The organism is Labrys sp. WJW, from assembly GCF_001676615.1.
Taxonomy (GTDB): Bacteria; Pseudomonadota; Alphaproteobacteria; order Rhizobiales; family Labraceae; genus Labrys; species Labrys sedimenti.
Genome location: NZ_LYXZ01000022.1, coordinates 1 through 26,359, shown reverse-complemented (window position 1 = coordinate 26,359; position 26,359 = coordinate 1). Strand labels below are relative to the sequence as shown.

Genomic DNA, 26,359 nt, shown 5'->3' with positions numbered 1-26,359 from the left:
GATGCTTGCTGGTGACGGAATGCGCGATTACGCTCATAAAGCTATCTGGCCAACCGGTTCGGCGCCGTGCCGAACGCTGCAAACAAGGATAGATGGCTCGGCCGCCGTTCCAAGGGATCGGGGCCTTTGTTCTCGCAGGGAGGACTATCGAATATGGCAAAGATCAACAAGGTTTTGATCGGTGAATCCCTTGTCGGCGACGGCAATGAAGTCGCTCATATCGACCTGATCATGGGTCCTCGCGGCTCGGCCGCGGAGACGGCATTCTGCAATGCCCTCACCAACAACAAGGATGGCTTCACCTCGCTTCTAGCGGTGATCGCCCCAAACCTGCAATGCAAACCCAACACCTTGCTGTTCAACAAGGTGACCATCAAGGGCGCCAAGCAAGCCGTGCAGATGTTTGGTCCCGCCCAGCACGCCGTGGCGCGCGCGGTGCAGGACAGCGTCGCCGACGGTACCATTCCCGCCGACGAAGCCGACGACATCTTCATCAGCGTGGGCGTCTTCATCCACTGGCTGGCGGACGACGACGCCAAGATCCAGAAATACAACTACGAAGCGACCAAGCAGGCGATCGAACGCGCCGTCCAGGGCTGGCCGAGCGCGGCCGAAGCCACCAGCAAGCGCGAGCAGGTCAAGCACCCCTTCGCTGCATAGACAGGGGACAGCCCTGGGCAGGAGCCGCCTGCTGCGCCCATGCCTGCAGGCCTGCTTCAGCGGTTGGCCGCCATCTTTCTCGGACGCTGAAAATTCGCCGGAGGGACCCAGTTTCCTCCGGCGAAGACTTGCCGGAGGCGATTGCTTTGACCGCGGAGTAGAACCGCCGTCATTGCGAGCGCAGCGAAGCAATCCAGGCTCGGCGAGCGAATCGAAGGCTTCTGGATCGCCACGTCGCTACGCTCCTCGCGATGACGACAGGGCCGTGCCATGGTCAACTTGCGGCCATGCCCTTAAAGGCGTCCGTCATGTAGGGCAGAAGCGACGAGAATGCCGGACACGCCGATTTCGGCGAGGGCGGCAAGATCGCCTTTGTCCCGCAGACCACCGGCGGCATAGAGCCTGCAACGGGCGGGAGCTTGCCGACGAAGCGCGGACAGCCTGTCGAGGTCGGGTCCGCTGCCCATGCCCACGCGCCCCAACGTCATGACGATCACCCGCTCCGGCCAGATCGACGGCGTGGCGAGGATCGCTTCGGGGCCGACATAGTCGTCGCCGCGAAAATCCAGCGACAGCACGGCATGATCAGCCAGGTCCCGCACGAGCCTGTCGTCGCTCTGGCTCTCGGAGCCGAGCACCGGGAGGCCGAGGCCCTCATCAAGAAAGGCCTCCGCTTCGGAGCGCGTGGCAATGCCGGCATCGACCCACAGGCGTATTGCCGGGAAGGTGGCCGCGAGGCGTCGGAGGCTGGCGGTATCGCGCCCGCGCCCCTCGATACCGTCGAGGTCGGCGACATAGAGCTGGCGCGACGGCGTGGCGCGCAGCAGGCCGGCGGCGACGTCGACCGGATCGGCCGTCGGGCTGAGCGGTGTGACGATCGGCTGGTAGCGGGCGCGATCGCCCGCCTTGGCCCGCACCACCGAGCCGTGCCGCAGATCGATGACCGGCACGATCTCGACGCCGAGGCTTGCGCCCGGCGCGGTATGGGCTTTGTCCTGTCGATCCGGTGCAGGCATGATGACGACTCGAAAGCGGCGTTACCCCTTTGTGGCACGGCGCCTAGAATGGTGAAAGCGACAGGCCGTGAAAGTGATTAGTATGGATTCCACTGCGTATGATGATCCGGTGCTCACCACGAACGATCTGGTGCTGGGCTGGGATCTCGGGGGCGTGCACGTCAAGGTCGCCGCCGTGGCACAGGGACGGCTGCTGGCGGTGACGCAGGAACCCTACCAGATCAGGCAGGGGCTTGCCGTGCTCGACCGAGCCTTCGCCGCCCTGCCGTCCTGGGCGCGCGAGGCGCGCCACCATGCGGTGACCATGACCGGGGAGCTCAGCGCCCTGTTCGACGATCGCGCCGCCGGTGTTGCCGCCCTGACCGACTGGGCCACCCGGCACTGCCAGGGCGAGATCGCCATCTATGGCGGACGGGCTGGTTTCCTGCCGCCCCATCGGGCGGCTGCCCATGCGGTGGATGTCGCCTCCGCCAACTGGCACGCAACCGCGGCCTTCGTCGCCTCCCGCCTGCCGAATGCCCTGCTGGTCGACGTCGGATCCACCACCTCCGATCTCATTCCGATCGAGGAAGGCCGGATCACGGGCCTCGGCTATACCGACGCCGAGAGACTGGTATCGGGCGAACTGGTCTATGCCGGCGTCGTGCGCACGCCTTTGATGTCGCTTGCCGAAAGACTGCCCTTCCAGGGGCAGGACGTCACGCTGGTCGCCGAGCATTTCGCCACCATTGCCGATGTCCATCGCCTGCTCGGCACCTTGCCCGAGGAGGCCGACCAGCACGACACGGCCGATGGCCGCGACAAGAGCCTCGCCTCTACGCGGACCCGGCTGGCGCGGGTCGTCGGCCAGGATGCGAGCGACGCGCCCGATCATGTCTGGAATGAACTGGCGGCTCATTTCGCCGAGCTGCAATTGCGCCGCCTGCATGATGCGGCGGCCCGTATCCTGTCGCGCCGCAAGGCAGAGGCGCGCCCGCCCGTGGTGGGCTGCGGCGTGGGCCGCTTCGTGGTTCAGGCGCTGGCGGCGCGGATGGGCCTGGCCTATCACGACCTTGCCGATCTGGTGCCGAGTGCCGACGGCTCGAAGAGCTACTGGGCCTCCTCCTGCGCGCCGGCGGTGTCGCTTGCATTGCTCGCGGCCGAGCGGGTTTAGGATGCGGTTCGGGGCTGAGCGCATTGTCATCCCCGGCGAGCCACATCGTGGCAAGGGAAGGGGATCCAGGGGCCATGATTGGAGTCTTTCAGCCCCTGGATCCCCTTCCCCTCGCTACGCTCGGCCGGGGATGACAGGATCGTTTCGAATCCAGGGGTCGCGTCTCAGCGGGATGAACTGGCGGGTGTCGGCCCGGCCAGGATCTTTTCCTCGATCCACCGCCAGGCTTCCAGCTCGGCTTCGCCGGCCGTCTTGCCGATGGCGATGCTGAGATAATCCATCTCGCTGCGGATCTTGTCGGGGCTGAGCATATGCAGCCGGGTCGACAAAATGGCCGCTTCCAGCACGGCCGCCTGGGCGCGATTATAGCCGAGGAACGGCTGGTGCAGCCCCCGGTGCACGACGCGGCAGCGAAAACGGGGCCTGACCTCGTCGGGAACCACCGCCTCGACCGCAAGCTCCATATGGGCGAAGGCTTCGGCCAGCCTGACGCCCTCGATCCGCTCGCAGGGAAGGGTCGTCCAGCCGCGCCGCCCGGTAACGCAGCCGGCGATCACCCGGATGTCGAGCGGAGCCGCCGCGGCCAGGAAGGGATGGCGCTCCAGATTGGCAATGGTCGGCGAGGGGCGGAAGGGAGCGACGACATAATGCTCGCCTTCCTCGATCAAGCCGAAGGGCACCAGATGCGCGCTGCCGTCGGCATTGAGCGTGGTCACGATGGTTTCGAGAATGCGCGGCATCGCTACTTTCCCTTGCGGCCGGCCAACGTATGGCCCGGCGCCTTGAAGCCGGTGGCGTCTTCGCTCGGTTTGTCCGCGGCACAGCCGAAATCGAGCGGTTCGTCCTGGGCGTAGCGCTTGCCGAGCCGCCAGGCGGTCTCCGCCTTGGCCAGTTCCGTGCCGAGATAGAAGGCATGGGCCGCATCGCCGGCGACGTCGAGCTCAGGATAGAAGGCCAGGGCATCCGTTCCGCGGGCATGGACGGCGCGGTTATAGGCGTGGATGCCGTCATCGCTGACTTCGATGCGGAAATTGGCATCGCGCACGTCCTTGGCGTTCTGCTCCACCTGTTCCGGCGAACTCACCACCGGCCGCTTGTCATGGAGAGCGAGCAGGGCCGAGCCATAGCCCTTGGGCAGGGAATGATCGGCCTTGGCCGCGAACATCAGCCGGCGCGCGGCGTCATGCTCCTGCAGCGTGCGGCGGGTGTGGGCGCTGACCTGCACCACCAGCACATGGCGGATGGCGAGTTCCGAGCAGATCCCCATCAGGAGGGCTGTCAGTCCCAGGCTGTCGGCTTCGGTCAGTTCCGTGAGGTTGCCGGTTCCCATCAGGATCTCGGCCTGCGGTTTCAGGCGCCGGAACTCGACATAGCGTGCCAGTGAGGCGGCAAAGCCGAAATGGATGGGGTCGAGCACGGGATCGGCGATATAGGGCCGGCCGGCCTCTTCCATGCGCTCGACCGCCCGCAGCAGCGAGGCGAGGTCGCCGGGCTCGACCGGCACCAGCACCGGGATGGCCTGCGTCCCCGAGGCGAGGTCGAGGGTGTGCTCGTTGAGGCTCAGCAGGAAATCGGCACCCGCCTCGGCGCCCCGCCGGAGCTCGGCCGGTGCGGCGCTGTCGACGCTGACCCTGAAACCATGCTGCTTGAGCAGTTTGATGCTGTCTTCCAGATGCGGGAAGGGCGTGTCGGGCAGAGCGCCGAGATCGATGATGTCGGCGCCCTTGGCGGCCATGGCGCGGGCACGCTCCAGCAAGTGCTCGGGCGAAAGCTGGGACGCGTCCACGATCTCGGAAAAGATAGTGACGTCGTGGCGCGAGAGATCGGGCGGATGACCGCCCCGGCCGAGAAAGGCGGGCAGGTCGGCGATCTCGTCGGGGCCGCGCTGCACCGGAATGCCGAAATGGCCGGAAAGGGCTTCGAGGTCGGCCCGGCAGCGGCCGGGCAGCAGGACGCGGGTGACGCCGTCGGGCAAGGTGACGCGTCGACGGATGATCTCTTCCGTCATCAAAGCGGCAACCTTGACGCCGGCATCCAGGATCAGCCAGTCGAAGGAAACCGGGCCCAGGGCCGTCATCGTGCGCTCGAGCCTGGTGCGGCTGAGATGACCGGTGATCAGGGCGAGGTGTTCACGCATTTCAGCCTTTCCAACACCGCCTGGCGCAGGCTCTCATAGGTCTCGACCACTGTCGTCGCCTCGAAATCCTTGAGCCGTTCGACATTGTCGAGGTCGATCCGCCTCGGATAGACCTTGACCATGCCGGAGGGGGCCTGCGTCTCCATCTCCGGTGCGGTGTCGCAGGCAAACACGATCGAGGGGATACGGCATTTGCCGGCCTGCGCATAGACATTGGTGGCGAGCGTGTCGGAGATGCCGAACACGCATTTGGCCACGGTGTTCGAGGTCGCCGGCGCCACCACCAGCGTATGGTAGTCGCCATGGTAGAAAGCGCCGACGGGGGCGGCGCTGGCCGTGGTGTCCTTGATCAGCCGCGTGCCCTTTGGCAGGGCATCGAACTGCTTGCGATACATGCGGATCACCTCGGCCGCGGCCCGGGTGACGAAGAGATCGCACTCGCCCACCTCGCGGATCAGCTCCAGGCATTCGGTGAAGTAATGCCCGGAGCCGGTGAGGGCCCAGGCCAGGCGTGGTTGTGCAGGATGCCGGCTCATGAGGCCTCGCAGGGAGCGGAGAGCAGCGCGGCAAGGCCGTCGTCGCTGGAAGGGCCCGCTACCACGATGGAGCCGGTGAACCGGGCCGCGTAGCGGGGAAAATGGGTGTCGACGATGTCGGCTGCCGCCAAAGTCGCGGGTGTCGAATCGGCGGGGACATCGACGGACTTGACCAGGATGAGCCTGTCGGCGCCCAGTTCGGTGGCCAGCCAGGCCGCCAGGCTGTCCGAGGTCACCGCCCAGCTCTCGGCGATATCCGGATGCCCGGCGCGCAGCTCGGCGGGATGCCAGATCGGGAGCCTGCCTTGCCGCACAGCTTCCTTGACTTCAGCCCTGCTCCCGACGGCTGTCAGGCGCGCATGGCGGGTGGCCAGCACTTCGGCCAGATGCGTCATGGCATCGAGGGCGAGGCGGTGGGCGAGGACGTCGTCGAAGGGCATGGCTGCCTGGACCTGGCGCACCGCATCGGCAAAGGGGCCACCGCCGGCGACCAGTACCAGCGGCACCTGGGTTTCACCGGCGAGTTGTGCGAGCAACTGCTCGAGGCGGGCCGAGCCGCACAGGCTGCCGCCGATCTTGACCACGGTCAGGTTCATGCAGCCCGCTCGCCGTCAATCTGCCCACTTTGCCGGATGGCCTGAAGACGGTGGGCCGCGCGGTCGATGGCCTGCGGGTCGAGCTGGCCGCGACGGTCGCCGGCCAGGCAAAGCCCCCCGCGAAAGCCGAGATAATCGGGACGGAGGACGGCGAGCGCTTCGATGTCCTCGACACGCAGGGAGCCGGCAAGCCCCGACATCAGGCCGAACCGACGACAATCCGAGATGAAGGAGGCAAGCTGGCCCACAGTCATCAGGTCGGGCAGGCGAATGCCTTTCTTCTGGCGCGTGTCCAGCATGGCACCAGCAAAGCCGGCCTCCAGGAGGGCTTCCGTCAATTTCAAGGGGGGATCCTCGTCGGCGAACAGCACCGCGATGAAGCGCCCATGCCCGCCGAGCCGCCGGCCAAGCTCGGCGATGCTGGCGACCCGGGCCATCGTCCGGCCGAGACCGAGCTTGACGAAGGTGACGCCGGTGGTGGCGATCGCCAGGGCACTGTCAGCAAGGCGTCCCACATCGTCGTCGTCACCGGCAACCGCACTGGTGATGGCGTCATCCGGCAGGCTGGCCTGAATGCTGCGGATGGTAGCAAGAGGCAGGGCGCCCAGGGCGCCGGCCTCCGGATCCTTGGCATCGACGAGATCGGCCCCCTGCGCATGGGCGAGCCGAGCTTCGGCGTTGTCGACGACACTGACAAGCAAACGGGTCACGATGGGCCCTTCCTCTTTATTTCCCACAATGCCCTCATGGGCGTTCGGCGGCAACCGCGCGATTTTTCACTGCGCCTGCCGTGCCTCTTCCTGCAACTGGCCCAGAACGAAGTCCGTGGCGTGCTGCCAGGCCTCGTTGGTGTCGCCGCGGAAGCTGATCTGGCGGAAGAAGACACGCTTGCCGTCTTTGGCATCGAAAACGCCGACCCAGATTGCCGAGATCAGGGTGCTGGTCTTGTGTACGGCTCCGGTCAGGATGAAATCTGCGCCGGACTTGCGTGCTTCGCCCAGCAGGCAATCCTGGTCATTGCCGGCGCAGGCGATGATTCCCGGCGTGGCCGGAACGATGCGATAGAAGCCGCCCGCCTGCAGCCGATCGGTCAAGCGGGCCGACATCGCCTTCAGCCGGTCGGCATGGGCTTCCTTCTGGTCCGATGCCTCGCCGGAGGTGTCGAGATAGCCGAAGGGCAGAGCGAGCAGAGCCTTACCGGGCTCGCCGGCCCGGGCCTGAGAGGGGAGGACGGCTGCCATTGCCAGCAGGACAAATATTGTCCTGCCCGCCTGCCGCAGCAGGCTGCTGTGTCTTCCAGTCCAATACTTCAGGCTGCGCCGGCGCGTTCCTACAATCAGGGACATCCATTCAAGCACAGTGGTCCCTTCACAAATAAGAATATTCTATGAAAACTATCAGTTCGCGTTCTAGTAAAAATTGCCATGAACATGAAAGCCAGTACAGACGTATTCAGCTTATAAATTTCTTAGGTATATTAAGTTGACGTTCTTCATTTGCAATGCGTAAGCTTGCCGATGTTCAGGCACGCAGAGGCCTGCGCGTTCGGGAGCGAAATGTGTTACCGGCTGCGAGATTGAGAAACCCGTCCCGCATGATGGCAGCCTTGCTGCTTGCCCTTGTGACGCTGCTGGCCTGTGGCTCGGCGAGGGCGGCCGAACCGCTCGAAGTTCGCATCGGCGTCATCACCCACAAGGCGCCGCCGCCCGCGCTCTACGAACTCGATCCCACCCCGGAAGACGAAGCCGCGGCCGGCGCGGGGCTTGCCATCGACGACAACAACACCACGGGCCGCTTCTCAGGCCAGCGCTATGTGCTGGACCAGGTCGTGCTGGACAAGGACCAGTCGCCGGTGGCATCGGCCGTCAAGTTGGCCGATGCCGGGGCGAAATTCCTGGTGGTCGCCCTGACGGCGGACGAACTCCTGGCCGTTGCCGATGCCCTCAAGGGGCGCCCGGTGGTGGTGTTCAATGCCGCCGCGCAGGACGACCGGCTGCGCGGCGCCGATTGCCGCGCCAATGTGTTCCACGTTCCGCCGAGCCGCGCCATGCTGACCGATGCGCTGGTGCAATATCTGGCGACGAAGCGCTGGATGAAGCTCTTCCTCACCTATGGGCCCACCGCGGCGGACAAGCTGTATGCCGACGCCCTGAAGCAGTCTGCCAAGAAGTTCGGCCTCACCCTCGCCGCCGAGAAGGCCTGGGAATTCGGTCCGCTCGCCCGCGCCCGCAGCGACAGCATCACCCAGTCGGACGCCCTGGTGTTCAGCCGCGGCACGGATTACGACATCATGGTGGTGGCCGACGAGGAGGCCGATTTCGGCGACTACCTCGCCTACCGCACCTGGGACCCCAAGGTCATTGCCGGCACGCAGGGCCTGATCGCCACCTCCTGGCACCGCGCCCAGGATGCCTGGGGCTCGGCGCAGCTGCAGAGCCGCTTCTTCAAGCGTGCCAAGCGTACCATGCGGCCGATCGACTATCAGGCCTGGGTCGCGGTGCGCGCCGTGGGAGAAGCCGTGACACGGACCAAGTCGGCAGATCCGGCGGCGGTCTCGACCTATCTCGTCGATCCAAAATTCCAGCTGGCCGCCTTCAAGGGCGTGCCGGTGAATTTTCGCAGCTGGGACCATCAGCTGCGCCAGCCGGTGCTGATCGCCCAGCCGATGGCGATCGTCTCGGTGTCGCCGCAGCCCGGCTACCTGCATCAGCGCAGCGTGCTCGATACGCTCGGCGCCGATCAGCCCGAAAGCCAATGTCATTTGCCGTGAACGCGCTGCGGGGATGCCCGCCTGGAGAGGAACCGGATCATGCCGCATTTCGCCAAGGCTGCTTTTTTGGGGCTGGCGGCCGCTTGCCTGGCCGGCACGGCGCAGGCCTACACGGTCTATGTCTCCAATGAGAAGGGCAATTCGATCTCCGTGATCAATTCCGAGACCCAGACCGTCAAGCAGACCGTGCCGACTGGCCGGCGCCCGCGGGGCATCACCATCTCCAATGACGGCAAGTCCCTCTATCTGTGTGCCAGCGACGACGACGGTGTCGAGGTGATCGACACGGCGACGATGAAGGTGGCCCGCACCTTGCAGTCGGGCCCCGATCCCGAACTCTTCATCCTGCACCCTTCCGGCAATCCCCTCTACATCGCCAATGAGGACGATGCCCAGGTGACGGTGGTGGACGTGAAGGAGAACAAGGTGCTCGCCACCGTGCCCGTCGGCGTCGAGCCGGAGGGCATGGGCATCAGCCCGGACGGCAAGATGCTGGTGAACACCTCCGAAACCACCAACATGGCCCATTTCATCGACACATCCACGTTCCAGGTGATCGATAGCGTGCTGGTGGATTCACGCCCGCGCTTTGCCGAGTTCAACAAGGACAATTCCAAGGTCTGGGTGAGTTCCGAGGTCGGCGGCACCGTCAGCGTCATCGAGCCCGCCACGCGTAAGATCCTCAAGAAGATCGAGTTCCAGATCCCCGGCGTCACTGCCGAGACGATCCAGCCCGTCGGCGTGCGCGTCACCAAGGACGGCAAGACCGCCTTCGCGGCGCTCGGGCCGGCCAATCGCGTCGCGGTGATCAATGGCGAGACCCTGGAGGTCGAGAAATATCTGCTGGTGGGCCAGCGCGTGTGGCAGCTCGCTTTCACGCCGGACGAGAAATATCTCTACGCCACCAACGGCAATTCCAACGATGTATCGGTGATCGACGTCGCCAGCCAGAAGGTGATCAAGACCATTCCGGTCGGCGAGGCACCGTGGGGCGTGGTGGTCTCGCCGAATTGACGCGGACGCGACGATTCGATCAGCAAGATGATTCAAAAGACCTGGGGAGGAAGACCATGCGTATCACGACTCTTGTCGGTGCCCTGACTGTGCTGGGCCTTGCCTGCAGCCCGGCCCTCGCGGAAAAGAATTCCAATCGCGTCGAGGGCAAGGGCACGCCGGCCAAGGCCTGGGCCCTGATCGGCGATTTCTGCGGCATCAAGACCTGGCACCCTGCCATCGCTTCCTGCGAGCTTTCGGAAAAGGACGGCGCCAAGATCCGTACCCTCACCACCAAGGACGGCGCCAAATTCGTCGAAAAGCTGGTCAAGTGGGACGACAAGGACACATCCTACACCTATGCCATCCTCGAGAGCCCCCTGCCGATCGAGAATTACGTCTCCACGCTGAAGGTGGAAGAGGACGACGAGCCGGGCAAGATCGCCATCACCTGGTCGTCCACCTTCGACCCCAAGGGCGTGTCGGGAGACGTCGCCCGGAAAGCCGTGGCGGATATCTATCTGGCCGGCCTGCTTCAGCTCAAGGCCAAGCTCAAGGGCAAGTGATGGTTGTTCGGACTGCCCGTTCCTGGTGTATCCTGCCGCCCTTTCGGCGCGACGGGGAGCAGCCATGACGGTTGGCACGGACAAGCCGGCGCTCTCGGTTGCGGCCGTCGGCCATCGCTTCGGCAAGCGCGAAGCGCTGGCCGACGTTTCGCTCGAGGTGCAGGCCGGGCGTTTCGTCGCCCTGCTGGGGCCGAACGGCGCCGGCAAGACGACCCTGTTCTCGATCGTGACGCGACTCTACCAGAACCGTTCCGGCCGCGTCGAGGTCTACGGGCATGATCTCAACCTCGCTCCGTCGCGGGCGCTGGCCGAGCTCGGCGTCGTCTTCCAGGCCCGCACGCTCGATGCGGACCTGACGGTGCGCCAGAACCTTGCCTATCACGCTGCCCTGCACGGGCTTGGCGGGAAGGCGGTGCGCGAGCATATTCTCGCGCTTCTCAAGCGCGTGGGTCTCGCAGAGCGGGCCGACGAGAAGGTTCGCACGCTCTCCGGCGGGCAGGCCCGGCGCGTGGAGATCGCGCGCGCCCTGGTGCACAGGCCGCGCCTTCTGCTCCTCGACGAGCCGACCGTCGGTCTCGATCTGGCGGCGCGGGCCGACATCGTCGCCACGGTGCGCCGCCTGGTGGCCGAGGAAGGCATCGCGGTTTTGTGGGCGACCCATATCTTCGAGGAGATCGCCGACAACGACGATGTCTATGTGCTGCATCAGGGCCGGATCGTCGCCGAGGGCAAGGCCGCCACGCTCGCCGCCCGCAGCGGCGCCAGCCTGGCCGAGACCTTCCGCCGCCTGACCGACAGGGAGGCCGCCTGATGTCGGATGCGACGCTCACTTCGCGATTGAGCTTTTCGGGCTATCTCGTCTGCCTCGGCGGCATCGCGCATCGGGAGATGCTGCGCTTCGTCAACCAGAAGGAGCGCTTCCTCTCGGCACTGGTGCGCCCGCTGATCTGGCTCTTTATCTTTGCCGCCGGCTTTCGCAACGTGCTGGGGGTCTCGATCCAGCCGCCCTACGAGACCTATGTGCTCTACGAGACCTATGTCGTGCCGGGGCTGGCCGTGATGATCCAGCTTTTCTACGGCATGCAATCCTCGCTCTCGATGGTCTATGACCGCGAGGTCGGCTCGATGCGGGTGCTGCTCACCAGCCCGTTCCCGCGCTGGTCGCTGCTGGCCGCCAAGCTCACGGCGAGCGTGCTGGTGTCGGTGCTGCAGGTCTATGTCTTCCTGGCGATCGCGGCCTGGTGGGATGTCGACTCGCCCGTGCAGGGCTATGTCCTGGCCTTGCCGGCGCTGGTACTGACCGGCCTGATGCTCGGCTCGATCGGCCTCTTCCTGTCCTCGCTGATCCGTCAGCTCGAGAATTTCGCCAGCGTGATGAACTTCGTGATCTTCCCGATGTTCTTCGCCTCCTCGGCGCTCTATCCGCTCTGGCGCATTAGGGAGGCGAGCGAGGGTCTTTATCTGACCTGCCTTGCCAATCCGTTCACCCATGGGGTCGAACTGGTGCGCTTTGCCCTCTATGGCCGGCTCGAGCCGGTCGCGCTTGCGGTGGTGGTTGGCACCACGGTGCTGTTCTTCGCCGCCGCGCTCATCGCCTATGACCCGTCCCGCGGCCTGATGGTGCGCCGCGGCGGCCCCAAAGGAGAAGCATCATGAGATTTGGCAGGCCCCCGATATCTGGCAGGTCCATGGTTCGGACCCTTCGGCCGGCCATCCTCATGGTGATGCTGGCGGGAGGTGTGGATTGGGTTCACGTGGTGCAGGCCCAGCAGGCCCAGCCCGATCCGGACTGGCCCTGCATCCAGCGCAAGGTCGGCACGCTCAGTGCCGGCGTGGTCTGGAGCGGGCCGGACATCGCGGCAGCGGGTGATTGGACCAAGGATTTCGACACGGCGGCGATGGCCCAGAAGCTCGCCTCGCGCCGGACGCCGATCGAGGAGGTCGACGGCCTGCTCGACGGTTTCGTGCAACAGGCGGGGGCGGAGAAGGATGCTCGCCTGACGCGCCTGTTCGCCGGTGTGCTCGAACTGGTCAACGAGGAGCGCGACAAGATCCTGGGCGGCATCGGCCGCTATGCCCGCGGCCAGAACAAGCTCGCCGACCGCATCCGGGACGAGAGCGACAAGATCGGCGCCGCCAAGGATTCTCCCAGCGCGACGGGCAGCAAGGAAACCGACGATCTCGAGACCCAGCTCAAATGGGACAAGCGCATCTTCGAGGAGCGCGGCCGCTCTTTGACCTATGTCTGCGAGACGCCTGTCTTGCTGGAACGCCGACTGTTCGACATCGCCCGGCGCATCCAGCAGCGCTTGTGAGAAAGATGGTCCGTAAGCCGATCGAGATGAGCATGTAGCGCGATATGAGGGGGAAGCGCCGGCCGGGATAACGGGAACAGAGCCTTTTGAAGGAGGTTTGGAAGGGTACCCTGGGGCCTGGGGCACTTCACCCACTTCAAAGGAGAAGGCCAGTGATCAAGTCAGTCTGTGTCGCGGCGGCTCTCACATTGGGTCTGGCAACAGGTGCGATGGCCGCGCCCAACGCCGTGTGGACACGCGCCAGCCAGTGCAATGAATCCCAACTCAAGCAGATGAAAAACAGCGTGGATTCGATTCGGGATCCGCTGCGGCAGGAAGCGGCCCTGGAGGAATTGGACACGGCCGTGGCATTGCTGCAGGACAATGATCCTGATGGATGCATGATGCATCTCAGCAATGCCGCCGAATATGTCACGCCATGACGTGGCGGGCGCTGTCGTGGCGCCCGTTTCCTTTCAACGAGGCAAAGTTCTGCGCCTCGTCCCTCGGCCGGAGTGAGGCCTCGATCGGCTACTCCTTCGCTCTTATTGGCGGCAAGGATGTTGATTTCAGCTTGATCCAGGAAGGGTGCGACGCGCTTTGGATGATGTCCATGCCCTCGGGGGCCGGTGCCAGCACTCTCCACCCATCTCGCCATTGTGAAGACCGCTCGCCCGAAGATCCTATAGGCTGCTGCCGGGTTGACAGGGGAGGGACGCGCGATGACCCGCATGACGGCCAGGGATTTTCCGCAGGAACTCCTCGAACTCTACGACTTCTATGCGCATGGCAAGATCTCCAAGCGCGAGTTCCTCGATCGTGCCGGCAAGTTTGCCGTGGGCGGCCTGACGGCAACGGCCATTCTCGCTTCGCTGAGCCCGAACTATGCCTATGCGCAGCAGGTGCAGTTCACCGATCCGGCCATCGTGGCCGAATACATCACTTTTTCCTCGCCCAAGGGGAATGGCGAGGTGCGCAGCTATTTCGTGCGGCCGGCCAAGGCGGCCGGTCCTGTCCCCGGTGTGGTTGTCGTCCACGAGAACAGGGGCCTCAACCCCTATATCGAGGATGTGGCGCGGCGGGTCGCCAAGGCGGGGTTTGTTGCCCTCGCCCCCGACGGTTTGAGTTCGGTCGGCGGTTATCCGGGCAATGACGACAAGGGCCGGGACCTGCAGGCCAAGGTCGATCCCGAAAAGCTGATGAACGATTTCTTCGCGGCGACCGAGTTCCTGATGAAGCACAAATCCGGCACGGGCAAGGTCGGCATGACCGGCTTTTGCTATGGCGGCGGCGTCGCCAATGCCACGGCCGTGGCCTATCCCGAGCTTGCGGCTGCCGTGCCCTTCTATGGGCGCCAGCCCAAGGCCGAGGACGTGGCTCGCATCAAGGCGCCGCTACTGATCCATTATGCGGAACTGGATACCCGCATCAACGAAGGCTGGCCGGCTTATGAGGCTGCGCTCAAGGCTGGCGGCAAGACCTTTGAGGCCCATATCTATCCGGGCGTGAACCACGGCTTCCACAACGATTCAACCCCGCGCTACGACGAGGCGGCGGCCAAGTTCGCCTGGGACCGGACGATTGCCTGGTTCCGGCGCTATCTGGCCTGAGGCGTTCGGTTCGATCCGGTTTTCGACGTGTCGCTGTGTCTTCTCCGCCTCCTGCCAAAGTGCAGGAGGCGCCGGCTGCCTGTGGTGGCGGGACGGCCTCATCCGGGCGCTGACGGCTGCTGCGGCGTGGCTGGCAAGTTAATCTGACATTCCACATTTTTTTTGCTACGGAATAAAAATTCCGCGAAAGGGTGGTTGTCTTACGATTTGAACAGGTGCGACCTATATACGACGGAATATGTTGGGTGCCGGGTCTGGCATCGATGTTTTGGCCGCCGTCCTGCCCGAGAGGCAGGCACCAGGATAGTGTAGGATATTGGGCGTTTTACGATGCGGAATCCGCCAAAGCCGGACCCAGAATTGCTGCGGACCTGCTATCTTTCCGGACAGATGACCGAGGCTCAATGGCAGGAGCACGTCGCCAACGGTGATGTCGAGGAGCTTGCCGGCGCCAAGGACGACAGCGCCTCGATTTCGTCCCTGGAAGCCGCAATGATCCTCGGCAGGGAGGCCATGCAGTTGCGGGCCCGGCAATTCATGGACAAGCACCCGGAACTCTCGGTTAGCGATCTCATGGTCGAGTTTGCCTTGCTCGAGGCGGAACTGCTGATCGCGTCGAGAAACCGAGCGGCGTAGCGGCAGATTCCACTCAGCGCCGACCTTGCCACCCCAGCCGGCTCTCGATGCGCCGGGCGCTGGCCTTGACCAGGGCGATCAGGTCAGGGTCCTTCTGCTCGAGCTTCCTGTCCGGCACCACGATCGAGATCGTGGCGCGGCAGGCGCCCTGGTTGTCGCGGATCGGGGCGGCGATGCAGGCGACCGCGAAGTCGGAATCGCCGGCCTGGATGGATAGGCCCTGCTCCAGCGCCTCGGCCGCTATCTGCGCCAGCACATTCTTGTCCGTCTCGGCCCGCCCCGTCGGCGAGGCGACCGCCGAGCGCGCGAAGATCTCGCGCCGCTCCGCTTCCGGCAGATGGCCGACCAATATGCGGCCGGATGCCGTCCAGTTCAGCGGGCTGCGCGTACCGACGCGCGAGGTCACCTGGAAATGGTCCTTGCCCTCTTCCATGGCCAGCACGACCATGTGATCGCCGTCCCGTCCGCAGATCTGGATGGTCTCGCCCGAACTCTGGGCGAGTTCGTGCATCTCCTGCTCCGCCACGTTGAGAAGGTCGAGCGTGCGCGCATAGGTCAGGCCATAATGATAGAGGCGGGGCCCGAGCCAGAGCAGGCCGCCATCCTGACGGTCGAGCATCTCCTTCTCCACCAGGTCGTCGACGATGACATAGATCGTCGACAGGGGGGCGCCGATGTCGCGCGCGATCTCATAGGCGGTGGCGGGACGCTCGACCTTCTGCAGATAGTCGAGAATCTGCAGGGCGCGGTCGATGCCGCTGGTGCGCGAGCGGCGCCGGGTGGCACCGCCTTCGTTGGCGTCGTCACGCTCGAGGGCTGTCGTGGACATGGGATTCGAAGCTTTCCATCATGCATCATTCTATGCCGCGGTCGCGGCAATGAACAAGCAGGGCTCAGTCCGGCCATTGCAGAATGGCGGCCTCCTTCGCCAGCAGGCGATCCTCGAAGGGGGTGGCGATCGGCAGGTTGGACTTGCGGGCCTGCTCGAGTTCCTCGGCGAGGCGGGCCGCCACGATATCTTCCTCATCCGGGTGCAGGTTGCAGGGATCGAGGAAGAAATAGCCGTGCTCGACCTCGTGATCGCGCACGATCACCGGGCGGTCGCCGGCGGCGAGACGGTCGGCAAGGTCCCAGGCGGTGATGCGGGCCTCCTGCGGGTCGATGAAGACCTGGAGCCGGTCGAGCGGATTGCTGGTCGGGTCGGGGACGACCACCGCCTTCACGCCCTGCTTGCCGTCGAGAGCCGCCACCCAGCAATCGAGGGCCTTGCGCTCACGGGCACGGATGCCGTCATGATCGCGCGTCTTCCAGGCCTGCAGGGCGGCCAGTGTGCCGACGATGCCTTCCTTGCCCACCTTCATGCCGCGGCCGATGCCCCGGTTCTGCAGATAGACATTGCGCACCAGTTCCTTGGGGCCGGCCACGATGCCGGAGGTTGGGCCGCCCAGGAATTTGTGGCCGGAATAGAGGACGAGGTCGGCGCCATCGGCCAGGAAGCCCTGGAGATCATATTCGGAGGCGGCGTCGACGATGACGGGAATGCCACGCTCATGGGCGACCTTGGCGAAGACCTTGAGCGGGATCTGCGCATAATCGACGACGTGGTGGGAGACCACATAGACGGCAGCGGCCGTGCGATCGGTGATGGCGCCGGCCAGATGGTAGGCCGAGGCGCTGGTGGCCTGGCCGATCGGCACGACCTTGGCGCCGGTGAGGCGGATCGCCTGCTCGACGGGCGCGCCGTAGCTGACCATGTGGCCGGACTGGATGATCACCTCGTTCTTCAGGCCTGTGGTATCGGGCAGGCGTTCGATGGCGGCAAGATCGTTGCCGGTCATGGCGGCGGCAACGGCGAGGCTGATCGCGGCCGAGCAGGAGGCCGTGATGAAGCCCGCCTCCGCGCCGGTGAGGTTGGCGATCACCGCGCTCGCCTTGCGATGGAGGTCGCCGAGTTCGACGAACTCGCTCAGGATCGCCGAGACCGCTTCAACGGCAGGCGGCACCACGATGGAGGCACCGAGCGAGGTCATGGTCCCGGATACGTTGATGACGGGCCTCAGGCCGAGGCGGCTGCGGATATCGTTGGCGGGCATGGAATTGCGCTCCGAAAGGCGAGGGGAAGGGCTTGAGAAAGCTTGGATCGGGATGGTTCGTTTGGGCTGTCATCCCCGGCGCCACCTGCTCTCGCTGCGCTCGCGAGTAGCTCGGCCGGGGATGACAGGCATATTGGTTGCTCGAAATTCCTTTCAGTCGATCGCTACGATGGCTTCGATCTCGACGGTGATCTGGCCGGGCAGAGAACCCTGGCCGACCGCCGAGCGGGCATGGACGCCGCCGTCGCCGAAGACCTCGATGAACAGGTCCGAGCAGCCGTTGATCACGGCCGGATGCTGGGCGAAATCGGGCACGGCATTGACCATGCCGAAGAGCTTGACCACCCGCCGCACCCTGGAGAGATCGCCGAGCGCGTCCTGCATCACGGCGATCAGGTTGATGCCGGTCAGGCGGGCATGCTGATAGGCTTCCTCGACCGAGACTTCGGCACCGACCTTGCCGGTGTGCGAGCGGCCGTCGGCATGGTTCGGACCCTGGCCGGACAGGAAAAGCAACTTGCCCTCCTGCACATGGGTGACGAAATTGGCGATGGGCGCGGGCGCGGCGGGAAGCTTGATTCCGAGGGCTGCCAGCCGCTCATAGGGCGAGGCGTGCGGGCGTGGAACCGTCCCGGAAATGGTCATTGAAAACACTCCAATAATGCGAATAGCGCGGCCGTCATGCGAAGAGCTCGGCTTGGCGGATGCAGGCGACGTGGTGTCCGCCGCCGATAGGCTCGACCGGCGGGATGGTGGTTGAGCAGGCCGGCGCGGCGGAGGGGCAGCGGGTACGGAATACGCAGCCCGATGGCGGTGCGATGGGGCTGGGAATATCGCCCTGCAGCGGCACGCGGGTGCGCCGGCGGGTGGGGTCGGGCACCGGCGCAGTCGCGAGCAGGGCCTTGGTATAGGGGTGGCGCGGAGCGGCATAGACTTGCCGGCTCGGGCCCCGCTCCATCACGCGGCCGAGATACATCACCACCACCTCGTCGCACAGATATTCGACGACGGAGAGGTCGTGGGCGATGAACAGCATGGTCAGGCTCAGCTTCTTCTTGAGATCGCCGAGCAGATTGAGGACCTGGGCCTGCACCGAGACGTCGAGGGCCGAGACGGGCTCGTCGGCGACGATGAATTCGGGTTCGACCGCGATGGCCCTGGCGATGCCGATGCGCTGGCGCTGGCCGCCGGAGAATTCATGCGGAAAGCGCGTGGCATAGTCGGGCGACAGGCCGACGAGGGTCAGCAGTTCGGCCACACGCTCGGCGCGGGCCTTGCCGCGCGGATAGCCGCAGGTGTCGAGCGCCTCGCCGATGATGGCCGAGATGCGCATGCGCGGATTGAGGCTGGAGAAGGGATCCTGGAAGACGATCTGCAGCCGGCGGCGATAGGCCAGCATCTCCCGGTTGCTGAGGCCGAACAGGTCCACTCCGTCGAAGATGGCCTTGCCGGAGGTCGGCTCGACCAGGCGCAGCACCGAGCGGCCGGCGGTGGTCTTGCCGGAGCCGGATTCACCGACCAGGCCCACCGTGGCGCCGCGACGGACGTCGAAGCTGACATCCTCGACGGCATGCACGATGCGCCCGTTTCGGGCCGGGAAATGCTTGGTGAGGTTCTGCACGCTGAGGAGCGGCGTGTCGGCCGCAGCCTGGGGGGAGGGGGCTGTCGTCATAGCTCGGCGCTCCGGATGCAACGCGAGAAGCTGGCCGCTCCCGTCGCGACCAGTTCGGGGACGGTGGCGCGGCAGGTCTCGATCGCCAGGGAACAGCGCGGTCCGAAGGCGCAGCCGGGGGGCAAAGCGGTGATCGGCGGCACATTGCCGGGAATGGAATGGAGCGCCCGGCGCTCGCCGCTGGCATCGATGTCGCGTGCCGCGTCCGGGGTGCAGGCGAGCAGGCCCCTGGTATAGGGGTGGCGCTGATGGGCGAACAGATCGATGACGGGCGCCTGCTCGACCACCCGGCCGCCATACATCACCACCACATTGTGGGCGATCTCGGCGACCACGCCGAGATTATGGGTGATGAACAGGATGGACATGCCGAGTTCCGCCTGGAGACGGCGCAGCAGGTCGAGGATCTGGGCCTGGATCGTCACGTCGAGGGCGGTGGTTGGCTCGTCGGCGATCAGCAGGGACGGGTTGCAGGAGAGCGCCATGGCGATCATTACGCGCTGGCGCATGCCGCCCGACATCTGGTGGGGGTAGTCATCGAGCCTGGACGCGGCGTCGGGAATCTCGACATGCTTGAGCATGGCAAGCGCCCGGCGACGAGCTTCCTGGCGGTTGACCGGCTCGTGCAGGGCGATCATCTCGCCGATCTGGTCGCCCACCGTGTAGAGCGGGTTGAGGCTGGTCATCGGCTCCTGGAAGATCATGGCGATCTCCCGGCCGCGCATGCGGCGGAACTGGCGGGGCTCGAAGGCGGCGAGGTCGTGCACGCCGCCGGCCCGGTCGCGGAACAGGATCTTGCCGCCGGCGATGATGCCGGGCCTGGAAAGCAGCCCCATGATCGACAGGCTGGTGACGGATTTGCCCGAACCGGACTCGCCCACCACGGCGAGTGTCTCGCCGCGCTTGAGGTCGAAGGTCACGCCATCCACCGCCTTGGCGGTGAAGCGCTTGTTGACGAACCAGGTGCGCAGGTCCTGGACGGAGAGAATGGTATCGGCCGCGAGCGGAGCTGTCATGACTGCCACCCGCAATGAGGGCAGGCGTGTTTGCCGGTCGTTGGCGCCTGTGCCGGAACATAGCGCTCGGCGGCAATCACCTCGGCGCCCAGGATGGCCTGGCGCGGTTCGAACACCCGGGTGAGCCGGCTGACCGCTCCCTGCGAGTCCTTCACCGTGAGATCGGCGTCGGCGACCTCGAACAAAGTGAACTCGGAGGGCCGGCCCTTGTCCAGCAGCCCGTCCGCCTCAAGGCCGATGGCCCGGCGTGGGGTCGTGGTCACCGCGGCGACCACCTCTTCCAGCTTCATGCCGAGCGAGAGCAGCTTCGACATGGTCGTCGCCATGTCCCACACCGACCCGTCGAGCGAGCGGTTGTGCAGGTCGGTGGAGATGGTGGCGGGCGGCAGGCCTCGCGCCAGGGCCGCCGTGGCGACATCGAAGGAAAAAGAAGCACCGCCATGGCCGACATCGAGCACGATGCCGCGCGCCGCCGCGTCCTCGGCGAGGCGGTAGAGGTCCTCGTCCTCCAGGATCGAGCTGCCGGCCTTGCCGTTGAAGCAATGGGTGACGATGTCGCCTTCGGTCAGCAGGCCGAGGACGTCGTCATAGAGCGGCGGCGGCTCGCCGACATGCACCATCAGCGGCAGCTTGAGGATGCGGCCGAGCTTCTTGGCGAGCTTGACCGGCGTGAGGTCCCAGCCGCCAGTGATGACATGGCTGGCGCGCACCTTCAGGCCGACGATGACGTCGCGATTCTTCTCCACCGTGGCGATGATCCGCTCGAAATCGATGGAGCGGATGTCCATCAGCTCGCTGACACGGTTGCAGGCGACCAGGCCGATCGAGCCGAGATTGAGGAAGGCGTAGACGTTCTCCCGTGCCGGCTCGATGATGAATTCGCGCAGGCCGTGGAAATTGGCCTCCCCGGCCGAGCCGGCATCGACCATGGTGGTGACGCCCCGCGCGGCGCCGCATTGCTCGGGCCGGAGCGAGATGTCGGTGCCGCCATACCAGACATGGACATGAAGGTCGGTCCAGCCCGGCGAGAGGAAGCGCCCGCCGGCATCGAGGACGCTGATATCATCGCCGGCCGCGATCGAGGCAGCGACCTCGACGATGCGGCCTTCGCGGTCGACCAGGATGTCGAGGGGCGTGCCGGCCGGGGCGGCGGTGAAGCCGATCGTCCTGGCTCCCTTGATGAGCAGCGGCCGGTCGGCCTGGGGGAAGCGGTTGCCGATCATGGCTCAGATATCCTTTGCCAGGCGCGGATCGAGGAGATCGCGCAGGCCGTCGCCGACCAGTTGCAGCGACAGCACGGTGATGACGATGGCGGCCCCTGGGAACCACATGAGCCAGCCCGCCTTGTCCATGAACTGGCGCCCGACGCTGATCATGGTGCCCCAGGTCGGCGTGTCGGGCGAAATGCCGACGCCGAGGAAGGACAGGCCCGCTTCGGCGAGGATGGCATTGGCGAAGATGAAGGTGCCCTGCACCAACAGGGGCGAGGTGACGTTGCGCAGGACATGGCGCAGCAGGATCTTCCAGGTCGGCACGCCCAGCGCACGGGCCGCCTCGACATAAGGTAGTTCCCGGATGACCAAAGTGGAGGCGCGCACCACGCGGGCCAGGCGCGGGGCATAGACGATGCCGAGTGCGATGATGACGTTGATGGCCGAGGCGCCGAGAGCGGCGACCAGCGCGATTGCCAGGAGGATGTCGGGAAAGGCCATCATCGCGTCGATCACGCGCGACAGCGGCGTATCGGCCTCGCGGAAGAAGCCCGCGGTGAGGCCGAGCGCGATGCCGATCAGCGAGGCCAGCACCACCACGGCGAGGCCGACGGACAGGGAGGTCTCCGCCGCATAGAGCATGCGGGTGAAGATGTCGCGCCCCAGGTCGTCGGTGCCGAACAGATGGGCGAGGCTCGGCCCCTTCAGGCGGTTGGCGACGGAGAGCTTGGTCGGCGAATAGGGTGCGATCAGCGGCGCGAGGATCGCGGCCAGGGCGATGATGGCGAGAATGGCAAGCCCGATGAACGAGGTCGGCCGCCGGATCAGGCGCGACAGCAGGCCAGGCGCTGCCAGGTGGGAGGAGGAGATGGCAGCCATCAGTAGCGCACCCTCGGATCGATGAGCAGATAGAGCATGTCGATGCAGAAATTGACGAGGACGTAGAGCCCGGCGATCACCAGGAGCGCGCCCTGGATCACGGGGTAGTCGCGCCGGAGCACCGCGGAGACCACGAGATTGCCGATGCCCGGCACGCCGAACACGGTCTCGGTCACCACAGCGCCGGAAATCAGCAGCGCCGCAGTCAGGCCGATGACGGTGAGGATCGGGATCAGCGCATTCTTGAAGGCATGTCGGATCACCACGCGCCATTCGCTCATGCCCTTGGAGCGGGCGGTGCGGACATAGTCGTCCGAGAGCACGTCGAGCATGGAAGCCCTGGTGAAGCGGGTGATCAGGGCGGACGAGACCACGCCTAATGCCACCGCCGGCAGGACAAGATGATTGAGGCGCTCGCCGAAGGAAGCGCCGGGACCGCCATAGCCGGAGGTGTCGAACCAGCCGAGCTTCACCGCGAAGATCTGCATCAGCACGAGGCCGAGCCAGAAGCTCGGCACGCTGGCAGCGAACATGGCGAGGGTCGTGGCGGCTTGGTCGAACAGCGAGCCGCGCCAATAGGCCGAGAGGATACCGACGGGCAGGGCGATGACGGCGGCGATCAGCAGCGAGAACAGCGTGAGGAAGAAGGTCGGCTCGGCGCGGGCGGCGAGTGCCTGCGTCACCGGCTGGTTGAGGAAGATCGACTGGCCGAAATCACCCTGCACGAGGCCGAGGACGTAATAGGCGAACTGGGTGATGATCGGGCCGTCCAGGCCGAGCTTGGTGCGCAAGGCAGCGATGTCTGCCTCGGACGCGTCGGGTCCGAGCATCATGGCGGCCGGATCGCCCGGCGTGACCCGGACGATGATGAACACGATCGTCACGACGAGGGCCATCACGATGATCATGCCGAGGAGGCGGTGGAGAATCGTGCGCAGCATCGATGGAGCCTTGCGTTGTTCGAGGCCGGAAGAGCGTGACGAGGCGACGTGAGCGGGATCGCGGACATCCTGTCCGCTCTTCCTCTCAAGATAGGTCACGTTTCCGAAGAGCGGACATCGCGACATGCTTGCATGTCGCTGAGAAGTCCGCGCTCCAGGATCACTTTCCTTCCAGATAGGCGTTCCAGAAATAGGGCCAGGGGGCCGGCGTGACGCCCTTCAGATTGGGGGCCTGGGCGGCGAGGGCGTTGAAATTGCCGACCTTGTAGGCCGGAGCCTCGTCGTAGAAGGCCTTCTGGACGGCCGGCCAGAGGGCCAGCCGCTTGGCAGGATCGGACTCGGCATTGAAGGCGCCCAGTGCCTCATGCTTCTTGTCCGAGACCCACCAGCCGGGCGAGGTGTCCGACATGAAGCCGGTCAGCGACGGCTCGGGCAGGAAGGGGCTGTGGGTGATGTAGATGTCCCACAGTTTCGGGTCGGTGCGGTTCTTGGTCAGCGTCGCCCATTCCACCACGTCGAGCTGCACCTTGAAGCCGGCCGCCTTGAGATATTCCGCGGCGACCTGCGCCAGCTTGTAGTGGAACTCATATTGGCGGCTGGTCAGGATGCGCAGCGGCTTGGAGCCGTCATAGCCAGCTTCCTTCAGCAAGGCAGTGGCTGCCTCGACGTCCCCCTCCGGCTTGTAGGGCTGCGTTCCTTCCTCGGTATGCCACTTGTAATCCTTGGGGTAGAGGGCGCCGTCCACCGAGAAGAATTCCTCCGAGCCGAAGGCAGCCAGCATCATGTCCTGCGGGGAAAGCGCCGCCTGGATCGCCTTGCGGATGCGGATGTCGGAGGCGAGGCCCTCCTTGTTGTTCATGAACAGGACCGGCCAGCCAAAGGGCTTCAGCAGGACCGGGGCAGTCTTGCCCTTGGAAATCTTGTCGAAGGCTTCGACGGGCAGGGAGTCGACATAGGCGAACTGGCCGGCGGCGGCACCCTCGACGCGGGTATTGGGATCGGGCACCGGCACGAAGCGGATTTCGTCGAGATATTGCTTGCGTGCGCCGCCATAGCCGTCGGGCTCGCCCTGGCGCGAGGCATAGTCGTCGAAGCGGGCGAGCTGGATGAACTGGTCCGGCTTGCGCTCCTTGAGCTTGTAGGGGCCGGTGCCGATGAAGCTGGTCAGGGGATCCTGCCCGGCGTTCTTGGCCGGGATGACGATCGCCGCGGCATTGTTGAAGGCGAGCAGGGCCAGCAGCGGAGCATAGGGCTTCTTGAGCGTGATCTTGACGGTATGATCGTCGGTCGCGTCGATGGCGGCAATCATCTCGGCCGTCTGCTTGCCGCGCGTGGCGATCTTCGTCCACCGCTGCAGCGAGGCGACGACATCGGCGGAGGTCATCACCGAGCCGTCATGGAACTTGATGCCGGTGCGCAAGGGGATGGTGTAGGTCAGCCCGTCGGCCGAGATCTTCGGCATTTCGGCGGCGAGCAGCGGGGTGACGCTCCAATCCTTGTCGAAGGTGAACAGCGTTTCGAAGATGTGTTGGGAGACGATGCCGACGAGGTCGGCGGTCGAGGCCATCGGGTCGAGCGTGGGCGGTTCGCCGACGGTGGCGACATCGATGACGCCGCCCTTGGTGGCATCAGCCCATGCCGGTCCGACGGCCGGAAGCAATGTCAGTGCAAGCAGGGCAGTCAGTCGGGCCAAGTGTCCCATATTGCGTCCCCTTAGTTACATTATTATGTAATCTATAACTTATTTATGTATCACTATGCCTTCGATGTCGCGTTTGGTCAAGTCGGTTCGCCGCAGGGCCCTCCGCAGAGGCCGGTCAGATGTCGCCCAGGCGGTGAAGCACGATGTCTGAACTGCGATCGGAGTTGAGGACGATGGCGCCCGGCAGGCAGCGCACGCTGAAGAGCCAGGGCAGTTCCCAGGGCGCCGCCCGCCAGGCATCATGTGTGCTGCGGCTGGCCGGATGGGCGAGGAACATGTCGCGTTCGCAGGGCTCTAAACGGAGCTCGAGTGTTCCGAAAGGCGAAAGCAAACGCATGCCCGGACCGTCGGCGCCCCGGTAAAAACGGGCCTCCAGCCCGCTCGACCCGTCACGATAGCACCCCACCGGCAGGAGGTCCTGCTCCGATATGGCCGCTTCGACCGGCCTGAACCGGCGGCGGCGGCCGAATTTCTCGGTCTCGATGCTGCCGTCGGCCTGAACCAGGAGATCATAGGGTGCCAGCCCCGTGCGGGGGCGGAAGCGGCCTTGCGCCACCTCCTCGACCTCGGTCGTCCCCATGCTGGTGACCAGGCTCGGCGTGCCGCCCCCGCTGTCGATGCGGATAAGGGCGCTGGTGCCGTCTTCGCGATAGGTGCCCGCGCACTCGGTGAGCGTTGCGATCGCCGCGGGAGACAGGGGCGGCCCGGCCTCTAGGCCGAGGACGATGTCGGCGATGCGCCGGGTGAGGGCATAGGGCGAGAACTCGTCGTGGTTGGCGAGGAGGACGATGCCGAGGTCGCGCTCGGGAATGCGGATCGATTCCGAGCGCGAACCGGCGATCCAGCCGCTATGCCCGATGCAGCGAAGCCCGCGGTGAAGGCTGGTGACGAGGCCGAGGCCATAGGGGGAGGCGATGCCGTTGATCACGGCGCCGGGTGCTTCCATGCGGGCGATCATCGCGGCGTCGCCGACCTTCGGCCGGGCGAGATTGGCCTGCCAGGCCAGCATGTCCTCGAGGCTCGACACCAGCCCGCCCTCACCGCCGATGGCGATGCCCCAGGCGGCCTTGAGCCAGGCGCCGTCCGGGCCGCGGCGATGATGGGTGGCGAGGCGTGGATAGATCTCGTCGTCGCGCACCATCAGCCTGGTGTCGTGCATGCCGAGCGGGCCGGTGATGCGCTCGCGCAGGAGATCGTTGAACGACAAGCCCGAGACCTGTTCGAGGATTTCCGACAGCAGCAGGAAATTGGAGTTGGAGTAGAGCAGGTCCGTATCGGGCGGGAAGTTGAGGCTCTTCTGGCGGGCGACGATGGCGCGTGCGGCGGCGCGGGAGGAGGGAGCCAGGATCGGAATGCCGGCCAGGATCATGGTGTCGAGGATATCGCGCAGGCCGCTGGTGTTGGCGGCCAGCTGCCTGAGCGTGATCGGCTGGTCATAGGCCGGCAGCCAGGGGCAATGCTCGCGCACATCGTCGTCCAGCGAGAGCTTACCTTCCGCTTCCATCATCAGGGCCAGCAGCACGGTGAACTGCTTGCTCTGGGAGGCGATGCGCACCACCGATCTCGGCGACAGCGCGATACCGTGGGCGAGGTCGGCCATGCCGGCGCAGCGCTGGTAGACGACGTCATCCCCAAGCGTGACCGCGACCATGAAGCCGGGCGAGGTTTCATTGGCCCAGGGTGTGAAGAGGGCATCGATCTCGGCGACGGCGGCGGGGGCAAGGAAGGTCATGGCATGCGACTTTCGGACAAAATGGCTTTGGGCATTGAAAACATTGTCATTCCAGGCGTCGACTTGCACGGCAGCGGCTACTGCCTCTTTCTGCCGGGTCGTGCAGCCCCTCACCCTTACCCCAGTCCACTCCGAGTGGAGTGGAC

At 65.5% G+C, this 26,359-nt stretch carries 28 protein-coding genes; 11 read left to right on the top strand and 17 right to left on the bottom strand.

Translation table 11 applies throughout. From position 1 onward, the window contains the following. Window positions 1–153: 153 nt before the first annotated feature. Window positions 154–660: a formaldehyde-activating enzyme gene (gene fae / locus BA190_RS15445; protein WP_068288968.1), complete on the top strand. Its 507-nt coding sequence runs from the start codon at window positions 154–156 to the stop codon at window positions 658–660. A 293-nt stretch (window positions 661–953) separates the two neighbouring features. Here fae and BA190_RS15440 read toward each other — a convergent pair whose 3' ends face one another. Beyond that, a complete protein-coding gene (locus BA190_RS15440) occupies window positions 954–1,676 on the bottom strand; it encodes a HisA/HisF-related TIM barrel protein (RefSeq protein WP_082979761.1) in 723 nt (240 codons plus the stop codon). An 82-nt stretch (window positions 1,677–1,758) separates the two neighbouring features. Here BA190_RS15440 and BA190_RS15435 point away from each other — a divergent pair, with 82 nt between their 5' ends. Beyond that, window positions 1,759–2,829, top strand: coding sequence for a hydantoinase/oxoprolinase family protein (locus tag BA190_RS15435; RefSeq protein ID WP_068288965.1), 1,071 nt, complete (start codon window positions 1,759–1,761; stop codon window positions 2,827–2,829). A 164-nt stretch (window positions 2,830–2,993) separates the two neighbouring features. Here BA190_RS15435 and BA190_RS15430 read toward each other — a convergent pair whose 3' ends face one another. From BA190_RS15430 to BA190_RS15405, 6 genes are all read right to left on the bottom strand, one after another. Further along, complete coding sequence (locus BA190_RS15430) at window positions 2,994–3,569, bottom strand: DUF447 domain-containing protein (protein WP_068288962.1); 576 nt, start codon at window positions 3,567–3,569, stop codon at window positions 2,994–2,996. 2 nt (window positions 3,570–3,571) lie between these two features. Further along, complete coding sequence (locus BA190_RS15425) at window positions 3,572–4,966, bottom strand: DUF6513 domain-containing protein (protein WP_068288959.1); 1,395 nt, start codon at window positions 4,964–4,966, stop codon at window positions 3,572–3,574. Beyond that, window positions 4,945–5,502 carry a flavoprotein gene (locus BA190_RS15420; protein ID WP_068288955.1) on the bottom strand — a complete coding sequence of 186 codons (558 nt, stop codon included), beginning with the start codon at window positions 5,500–5,502 and terminating at the stop codon, window positions 4,945–4,947. Before BA190_RS15420 ends, BA190_RS15425 begins: the two co-directional genes overlap by 22 nt. After that, the gene (locus tag BA190_RS15415; protein WP_068288952.1) at window positions 5,499–6,098 is read right to left on the bottom strand and encodes a hypothetical protein; all 600 of its coding nucleotides are present in this window, start codon (window positions 6,096–6,098) and stop codon (window positions 5,499–5,501) included. Before BA190_RS15415 ends, BA190_RS15420 begins: the two co-directional genes overlap by 4 nt. Further along, window positions 6,095–6,808 (bottom strand): (5-formylfuran-3-yl)methyl phosphate synthase, encoded by a 714-nt coding sequence (locus BA190_RS15410; protein ID WP_245314741.1) that lies wholly within the window; start codon window positions 6,806–6,808, stop codon window positions 6,095–6,097. Before BA190_RS15410 ends, BA190_RS15415 begins: the two co-directional genes overlap by 4 nt. Before the next feature lie 66 nt (window positions 6,809–6,874). After that, complete coding sequence (locus tag BA190_RS15405; protein WP_068288948.1) at window positions 6,875–7,339, bottom strand: DUF2380 domain-containing protein; 465 nt, start codon at window positions 7,337–7,339, stop codon at window positions 6,875–6,877. 353 nt (window positions 7,340–7,692) lie between these two features. Here BA190_RS15405 and BA190_RS15400 point away from each other — a divergent pair, with 353 nt between their 5' ends. The 9 genes from BA190_RS15400 to BA190_RS15360 all read left to right on the top strand — a co-directional run bounded on the left by BA190_RS15400 (window position 7,693) and on the right by BA190_RS15360 (window position 14,967). Further along, a complete protein-coding gene (locus BA190_RS15400) occupies window positions 7,693–8,868 on the top strand; it encodes an ABC transporter substrate-binding protein (protein WP_068288945.1) in 1,176 nt (391 codons plus the stop codon). Between the two features lie 39 nt (window positions 8,869–8,907). Then, on the top strand, window positions 8,908–9,882 hold the full coding sequence (locus BA190_RS15395) for a YVTN family beta-propeller repeat protein (protein ID WP_068288942.1): 975 nt from the start codon (window positions 8,908–8,910) through the stop codon (window positions 9,880–9,882). A 56-nt stretch (window positions 9,883–9,938) separates the two neighbouring features. Then, entirely contained in the window at window positions 9,939–10,427 is a 489-nt protein-coding gene (locus BA190_RS15390; protein WP_068288939.1) for an SRPBCC family protein, read from the top strand. A gap of 64 nt (window positions 10,428–10,491) precedes the next feature. Next, on the top strand, window positions 10,492–11,238 hold the full coding sequence (locus tag BA190_RS15385; RefSeq protein WP_068288937.1) for an ABC transporter ATP-binding protein: 747 nt from the start codon (window positions 10,492–10,494) through the stop codon (window positions 11,236–11,238). Beyond that, complete coding sequence (locus tag BA190_RS15380) at window positions 11,238–12,083, top strand: ABC transporter permease (RefSeq protein WP_068288934.1); 846 nt, start codon at window positions 11,238–11,240, stop codon at window positions 12,081–12,083. Before BA190_RS15385 ends, BA190_RS15380 begins: the two co-directional genes overlap by 1 nt. Window positions 12,084–12,115: 32 nt before the next feature. Further along, entirely contained in the window at window positions 12,116–12,742 is a 627-nt protein-coding gene (locus BA190_RS15375; protein WP_245314740.1) for a hypothetical protein, read from the top strand. 152 nt (window positions 12,743–12,894) lie between these two features. Continuing rightward, window positions 12,895–13,164 (top strand): hypothetical protein, encoded by a 270-nt coding sequence (locus tag BA190_RS15370; protein WP_156771529.1) that lies wholly within the window; start codon window positions 12,895–12,897, stop codon window positions 13,162–13,164. Window positions 13,165–13,443: 279 nt separating this feature from the next. After that, window positions 13,444–14,331, top strand: a complete 888-nt coding sequence (gene yghX / locus BA190_RS15365) for a YghX family hydrolase (RefSeq protein WP_068288929.1) — start codon at window positions 13,444–13,446, stop codon at window positions 14,329–14,331. Window positions 14,332–14,661: 330 nt separating this feature from the next. Further along, a complete protein-coding gene (locus BA190_RS15360) occupies window positions 14,662–14,967 on the top strand; it encodes a hypothetical protein (RefSeq protein ID WP_068288927.1) in 306 nt (101 codons plus the stop codon). Between the two features lie 13 nt (window positions 14,968–14,980). On the opposite strand, the gene BA190_RS15355 is transcribed toward BA190_RS15360, so the two are convergent. The 10 genes from BA190_RS15355 to BA190_RS15310 all read right to left on the bottom strand — a co-directional run bounded on the left by BA190_RS15355 (window position 14,981) and on the right by BA190_RS15310 (window position 26,213). Then, the gene (locus tag BA190_RS15355) at window positions 14,981–15,796 is read right to left on the bottom strand and encodes an IclR family transcriptional regulator (protein WP_068288924.1); all 816 of its coding nucleotides are present in this window, start codon (window positions 15,794–15,796) and stop codon (window positions 14,981–14,983) included. Window positions 15,797–15,860: 64 nt separating this feature from the next. Continuing rightward, entirely contained in the window at window positions 15,861–17,060 is a 1,200-nt protein-coding gene (locus BA190_RS15350; protein WP_068288920.1) for an aminotransferase class V-fold PLP-dependent enzyme, read from the bottom strand. A 153-nt stretch (window positions 17,061–17,213) separates the two neighbouring features. After that, on the bottom strand, window positions 17,214–17,705 hold the full coding sequence (locus BA190_RS15345) for a RidA family protein (protein ID WP_068288917.1): 492 nt from the start codon (window positions 17,703–17,705) through the stop codon (window positions 17,214–17,216). 34 nt (window positions 17,706–17,739) lie between these two features. After that, on the bottom strand, window positions 17,740–18,732 hold the full coding sequence (locus BA190_RS15340; RefSeq protein WP_068288916.1) for an ABC transporter ATP-binding protein: 993 nt from the start codon (window positions 18,730–18,732) through the stop codon (window positions 17,740–17,742). Further along, entirely contained in the window at window positions 18,729–19,748 is a 1,020-nt protein-coding gene (locus BA190_RS15335) for an ABC transporter ATP-binding protein (protein WP_068288913.1), read from the bottom strand. Before BA190_RS15335 ends, BA190_RS15340 begins: the two co-directional genes overlap by 4 nt. Continuing rightward, entirely contained in the window at window positions 19,745–20,971 is a 1,227-nt protein-coding gene (locus tag BA190_RS15330; protein WP_068288910.1) for an amidohydrolase/deacetylase family metallohydrolase, read from the bottom strand. The genes BA190_RS15335 and BA190_RS15330 overlap by 4 nt, the downstream gene beginning before the upstream one ends. Before the next feature lie 3 nt (window positions 20,972–20,974). After that, complete coding sequence (locus tag BA190_RS15325; protein ID WP_068288905.1) at window positions 20,975–21,838, bottom strand: ABC transporter permease; 864 nt, start codon at window positions 21,836–21,838, stop codon at window positions 20,975–20,977. After that, a complete protein-coding gene (locus BA190_RS15320; protein WP_068288901.1) occupies window positions 21,838–22,779 on the bottom strand; it encodes an ABC transporter permease in 942 nt (313 codons plus the stop codon). Before BA190_RS15320 ends, BA190_RS15325 begins: the two co-directional genes overlap by 1 nt. 160 nt (window positions 22,780–22,939) lie before the next feature. Next, the gene (locus BA190_RS15315; protein ID WP_068288898.1) at window positions 22,940–24,481 is read right to left on the bottom strand and encodes an ABC transporter substrate-binding protein; all 1,542 of its coding nucleotides are present in this window, start codon (window positions 24,479–24,481) and stop codon (window positions 22,940–22,942) included. 115 nt (window positions 24,482–24,596) lie between these two features. Beyond that, entirely contained in the window at window positions 24,597–26,213 is a 1,617-nt protein-coding gene (locus BA190_RS15310) for a serine hydrolase (protein ID WP_156771528.1), read from the bottom strand. Between the last annotated feature and the right edge of the window lie 146 nt (window positions 26,214–26,359).